This window comes from Streptomyces sp. NPDC049970, from assembly GCF_040660235.1.
In the GTDB taxonomy this organism is placed as follows: domain Bacteria; phylum Actinomycetota; class Actinomycetes; order Streptomycetales; family Streptomycetaceae; genus Streptomyces.
Genome location: NZ_JBFALP010000039.1, coordinates 1 through 5,380, shown reverse-complemented (window position 1 = coordinate 5,380; position 5,380 = coordinate 1). Strand labels below are relative to the sequence as shown.

The following is a 5,380-nucleotide window of genomic DNA, read 5'->3' as shown; positions in this document are numbered from 1 at the left end:
GTCCTTGGCGAGCATCAGCCGCGGGTCCCCGGTGACCGTGCTGAGCAGCACCCCGACCACGTTCACGAAGAGGATGAGCGCGGCGAGCGCGTTGAGGGTGCGCTCCCGCACCGCGCTCCACACGATCCGCAGGGCCGGCACCGCACTGCTCCAGCCGAGGGCGGCGAGCGTGCTCAACCCGACGGCGTCCTTCAGCAGGTAGTACCCGCCGACCGGCACCGCGACGTCCACCAGCAGAGGGACGAGGTTTCCGCGCTTCCTGTTCGTCGTCATGCTCTCAGGGTCGCGCCCGAGAGGGGTCCCGCAGTAGAAACGATCGTCCGGAGTACCGCATGACAAATGTCAATACGCCCGTCGTGCGGCCCGTCATGACGTGCTGTCAGGCCAGCAGGCCGGGCAGCTCGTGCATCTGTGAGAAGAAGTGACGCGCGCCGGTGAGGCGGGCCGCGGGTGTCATGGCGGTGAAGGCGAGCACGTCCATCCCGGCCGCCACGCCCGCCCGCACGCCCAGCGGTGAGTCCTCCACGACGACGCACCGCTCGGGGGCCACGCCCATCTGCCGTGCCGCGTGCAGGAAGAGGTCGGGCGCCGGCTTGCCCCGGCCCACGTCCTGGGCGCTGAAGATCCGGGTGTCGTCGAACCACCGGTCGAGGCCCGTGGTCCGGTGCCCGACCCGGATGCGCTCATGACTGCCCGAGGACGCGACACAGTACGGCGTCCCGTCCGCCGCCAGCTTCTCCAGGACGGCCTCGACGCCGGGCACGGGTTTCAGTTCCCGCTGGAACGCGGCGAACACACGGGCGTGGAAGACGTCGTCGAAGTCGTCCGGGAGACGCTTCCCGGTGCGCTCGAGCACGAGGTCGTGGACCCGGTGCAGTGCGGACCCCATGTAGTCGCGGATGGAGTCCTCGTACGAGGTGGGGTGCCCCAGCTCGGTGAGGTAGGCGGCGAGCAGCCGGTTGGAGATGGGCTCGCTGTCGACGAGGACACCGTCGTTGTCGAATATCACGAGGTCGTAGCGCACGGACTCAACCCTAGAGGGTGTCCCGTAAATGATCTGAGGTATGCAGGCTGACCTGCTCGTTTGCCTGTCATCCGGTGAGGGTGAGGTTGTGCAGGCGGGCGATGCCGAGCATGGCGTGGTGGACGCCGTCGCCCTTGAGGCGGCAGTCGCGGAGGATCTTCCAGCTCTTCATGCGGGCGAAGGTGTGCTCGACGCGGGCCCGGACCTTGCGGTGGGAGGCGTTGTGCTCCTCCTTCCAGGCCGGCAGTTCCTCGTCCTTGTGCCGGCGGTAGTGCGGGATGGTCAGCCCGGTGCCCCGGTACCCGCCGTCGGCGATCACCGTGGGGGTGGTGCCGACAGCGGCCTTCGCGCCGGACTCCTGCCAGGCCCGGCAGTCGTTGAGGTTGCCGGGCAGCGGCTTGCCGACGGCGACCACGAGGCGGGTGTCGGCGTCGATGACGACCTGGTGGTTGGTGGAGTAGCGGTAGTTCTTGCTGGAGGCGGCCACGGTCCGGTCGCGGGTGGGCACCAGCGTGCCGTCCACGATGAGCACGGTCTCCTTGCGGAACCGCCGCCGGGGCTGGAGGGCGAGAGCCGGCCCGAGGTGGGCGACGATCCGGTCGGCCGCCGACTTCGAGACGCCGAACAGCGGGCCAAGTTGACGCAGGGTGAGGTTGGTTCGCCAGTACGCGGCCACCAGCAGCACCCGGTCCTCCAACGGCAGCGACCACGGCCGGCCCTTGCGGACCGGATCGGCCCCCTCACGCCGCAGCGCGGTGATCAGCTTGTTGAACTGCCGCGGGCTCAGCCCGGTGAACGGACCTATCCAGGAGGGCTCCGACGCCGTGATCACACCAGCCACAGCAAGATCATCTCACCTCTGACCAGCAGTTACGGGACAACCTCTAGAGGGGCCGGCCAACCCGCGGGCAGGCAGGGCAGTGGTACCCGGCCCCGGACGAGCACAGGTCCTGGTGATCACGGAGCTGCGACACTTGTGATCACCGGGGCGGCCCGTGCCTGCCCTCCCGTTGATGACCCGCCGCATCACCCGCGACAGAAAGCGCGCAGCCCGAAGGGCTGAGGCCTGTCGCTCGGATCAGCCGGCCGCGAAGTGCGGTGCCTCCCGGACGGCCCGCGCGGGTTCTGGTGCGTGCGGCTGCACGGCGGAGGACGGTGTCGACGCGGAGCGTCTGCGCGTGACGACACGCGGCAGATGGGCGTGCCAGCCCTCGCGACGCCGGGACGATCCGAACGACAGGCTAGATCACAACCTTTTCTTCAGTGACCATCACCGCCACCGACTTCATATCGATGAACGTACTCTCGTCCGGGTTCACCAACTCCGTGTAGTTCTTGGACGTGAAGAAGGCGTCGTGATCCGCCCAGCTGTCGAACCAGATCTCAGTGATGCCGTCGTAGGCAGGACTCGGATACCCTTCAGCGGGCACCGGGTGGGAGACGGTGTACTTCCTCACGTACCGCCGCGCCTCCGGAATCGAGGTGAACAACGGGGCGTGGCGGTTTCGGTGATGCTCAACGAATTCCTCGGTGGTCATCCCGTCGAGACGGTTGATCATGAAAACGAATTTGATCACGGACTTCTGCCTTTCGTGCTCGCCGATGCGAGACGCCGGCGACCGGATTTCCTGGCTGCGGGTCGCGAGCCGTAGAGTCAACCTAAATGCTCACATCGATGTCAGGGGCAAGTAGCTGTGACCCGATACACACGGATGGGTTGGCATGCGGATCGGTGAACTGTCCGCCCGGACCGGAGTAAGCCGTCGATCACTGCGCTACTACGAGCAGCAGGGCTTGCTGGTCAGCACGAGATCCCCCAGTGGCCAGCGGTACTACGACGACGATCACGTCCAGCGGGTGGCACTGATTCAGACATTCCTGGCCGCAGGCATGTCCAGCAGAACCATCGCGGAAATGGTCCCCTGCATGACGGAGCCAAACATGAGCAGAGCCAGGCAGGCCCTGGCCGCGATGAATCGGGAGCGAACCCGCCTTTCATCCACCATTGACGGCCTCATCGCCGCCAGAGAAGCACTTGACCGCCTGATCGACGTCAACCGGGCCTATCTGGCGAACACGGCGGATGACTAGGGTCGACCGGAGAACGCCTTGTCGGCTCGCCGCCTCCGGGAGTTCGATGATGGAGCCGTCGACGGTTGTCCGGCCGAGGACGAGGCCGACGATCCGGTCGCCAAAGTCCAACGCGATCCGCTTGAACCGCGTGAAGACGCCGAATGGTGTCCGCTCGTCGCGACGACTCCGGATCATGGCGGCCGCGCAGGTCGTGTCAGCGATGGCCCGGCAGGAGCAGCCGAAGCGCAGCAGTTGCAGCAGCGTGTCGAGGACGGAGCATCGCGTGCCGGCCGGGCGGCCCGGGACACCCGGCGCGAGGGCGCCGGCGGACTCGCGCACCGTCCGACGCGCCGATCCGACCCGAACCGATTGATCTCTCTTCGGCCAATTTCCGGGAACAACAGCGAACTTTGCGCACCTGCGTCCCCGCCCTGCACCTACAGTGCAACCGCACACGGTCATCGCACGCGTATTCGCCTCGTGTGCGCATCGGCCGGTGGGGCCGGCACGGGGAGGGAGCGCTGTCGTGCGCAAGGGTGTGAAGGCCGCTGTCGTCGGCGGGGTGGTCGTCGTCCTGCTGGGCGGGGCCGGGTACGGGGCGTACAGCGTCGTCTCGGCGCTGAACGGATCCGTGGTCGCCGGCGGAGCCTCTCCCGTGCGGACCGGGCCGCCCGATGCGGACGAGGTGCAGGAGACCACCCGGAAGTTCTTCGCGGCCTGGGAGAAGGGCGACGCGCGGACCGCGGCGTCCTACACCAACTACCCGGTCGAGGCGCAGGCGTTGCTGTCGGCCTACGGGACGGATGCGCACATCTCGCAGGTCGCGATCACGCCGGGGAAGGCCTCGGGGACCACCGTGCCGTTCTCGGTGAAGGCCACCGTGTCCTACGACGGCACCGGCAAGCCGCTGTCCTACCGCTCGCAGCTGAGCGTGGTGCGCGGGGTCAGCACGCACCGGCCGCTGGTCGACTGGCAGCCGTCGGTGGTGTATCCGGGGCTGGAGAAGGGCGACACGCTGGTCACCGGTCCGTCGGACGCCGCGCCGATCGAGGCGGTCGACCGTGACGGGGTGGTGCTGACGAAGGAGGACTACCCGTCGCTCGGGCCGATCCTGGACGAGCTGCGGGCCAAGTACGGGGACAAGGCAGGCGGTTCACCGGCCGTGGAGCTGCGTGTCCGGCACACCGGCTCCGGTGCCGCCGACACGCCGCTGGTCACACTGACCGAGGGCAGGCCGGGGACGTTGCGCACCACGATCAGTGCGCGTGCGCAGGCGGCGGCCGAAGCGGCGGTGCAGCGGTTCGCGGAGTCGTCGGTGGTGGCCGTGCAGGCGTCCACCGGTGAGGTGCTGGCCGTGGCCAACCATCGGCAGGACGCGTTCAACGCGGCGTTCCTGGGGCGGCTGGCCCCCGGTTCCACCATGAAGATCATCAGTGCCGCGACGCTGATCGACAACGGCATCACGACGGCGAACGGACCGGCGCCCTGTCCCGAGACGGCGGTGTGGCAGAGCCAGACCTTCCGCAATCTGACCGGTATGACACCGGACGAGCACGCCACGCTCTCCGACAGTTTCGCGCGGTCGTGCAACACGGCGTTCGTGAAGTACGCGGACGAGGTGACAGTGGACTTGCTGACCCGGGAGGCCGAGGACCGGTTCGGGCTGGGCCGGGACAACTGGAAGACCGGCATTCCGTCGTTCGACGGGTCGGTGCCCGCGTCCGGCGGCCCGGACACCGCCGCCAACCTGATCGGGCAGGGCCAGGTACAGATGAGCCCGCTGAACATGGCGTCGGTGACGGCGACCGCGATCACGGGCCGGTTCCGCCAGCCGGTGCTCGTGCCGCAGAGCCTCGACGGCCGTGAGCTGGCGCAGGCGCAGGGCCTGTCGGCGGGCACGGTCGCCCAGCTGCGGCAGATGATGCACCGCACCGCCACCTCCGGCACCGCGGCCGCCGCGATGTCCGGGCTCAGCGGCGACATCGGTGCCAAGACCGGTTCCGCCGAGGTCGACGGGCAGGCGGTGTCCAACAGCTGGTTCACCGGCTACCGCAACGACGTGACGGCCGCCGCCATGGTGCAGAGCGGAGGCCACGGCGGGGACGCCGCGGGCCCGGTCGTGGCGGCGGTGCTGCGCGCCGCCGGCTGACCCCGCGAAGGTCCCGCACCGTGCCGCACGGTGTTTGTCGCAGGTTGGCTACTAAGCGGCTGCCGCCGCCCTGACCTGCGACGCGGACTCCTTAGGGTGGTGTGCCGTCGCCGGGTGCGAGGGGCACGAACGGC

At 68.8% G+C, this 5,380-nt stretch carries 6 protein-coding genes and 1 pseudogene; 2 read left to right on the top strand and 5 right to left on the bottom strand.

Annotation, left to right across the window (positions count from 1 at the left end):
• From AB0I83_RS31215 to AB0I83_RS31200, 4 genes are all read right to left on the bottom strand, one after another.
• Nucleotides 1-273 (bottom strand): VC0807 family protein (locus AB0I83_RS31215; RefSeq protein WP_363307028.1); only part of this gene is annotated, 273 nt, incomplete at its 3' end.
• Nucleotides 274-379: 106 nt separating this feature from the next.
• A complete protein-coding gene (locus AB0I83_RS31210; RefSeq protein ID WP_356850157.1) occupies nt 380-1,024 on the bottom strand; it encodes an HAD family hydrolase in 645 nt (214 codons plus the stop codon).
• A 67-nt stretch (nt 1,025-1,091) separates the two neighbouring features.
• A complete protein-coding gene (locus AB0I83_RS31205) occupies nt 1,092-1,865 on the bottom strand; it encodes a transposase (protein WP_251504934.1) in 774 nt (257 codons plus the stop codon).
• Nucleotides 1,866-2,265: 400 nt separating this feature from the next.
• Entirely contained in the window at nt 2,266-2,601 is a 336-nt protein-coding gene (locus tag AB0I83_RS31200) for an EthD domain-containing protein (protein WP_125497919.1), read from the bottom strand.
• Nucleotides 2,602-2,746: 145 nt separating this feature from the next.
• Between AB0I83_RS31200 and AB0I83_RS31195 the strand changes: the two genes are divergently transcribed.
• Nucleotides 2,747-3,115: a MerR family transcriptional regulator gene (locus tag AB0I83_RS31195; RefSeq protein WP_125497918.1), complete on the top strand. Its 369-nt coding sequence runs from the start codon at nt 2,747-2,749 to the stop codon at nt 3,113-3,115.
• A 1-nt stretch (nt 3,116) separates the two neighbouring features.
• Here the strand turns inward: AB0I83_RS31195 and AB0I83_RS31190 are convergent.
• Nucleotides 3,117-3,370 (bottom strand): annotated as a pseudogene (locus tag AB0I83_RS31190) (IS5/IS1182 family transposase); the annotation flags it as partial.
• A 253-nt stretch (nt 3,371-3,623) separates the two neighbouring features.
• On the opposite strand from AB0I83_RS31190, the gene AB0I83_RS31185 reads away from it, so the two are divergent.
• Nucleotides 3,624-5,246, top strand: coding sequence for a penicillin-binding transpeptidase domain-containing protein (locus AB0I83_RS31185; RefSeq protein ID WP_189427777.1), 1,623 nt, complete (start codon nt 3,624-3,626; stop codon nt 5,244-5,246).
• The last annotated feature ends 134 nt before the right edge of the window (nt 5,247-5,380 follow it).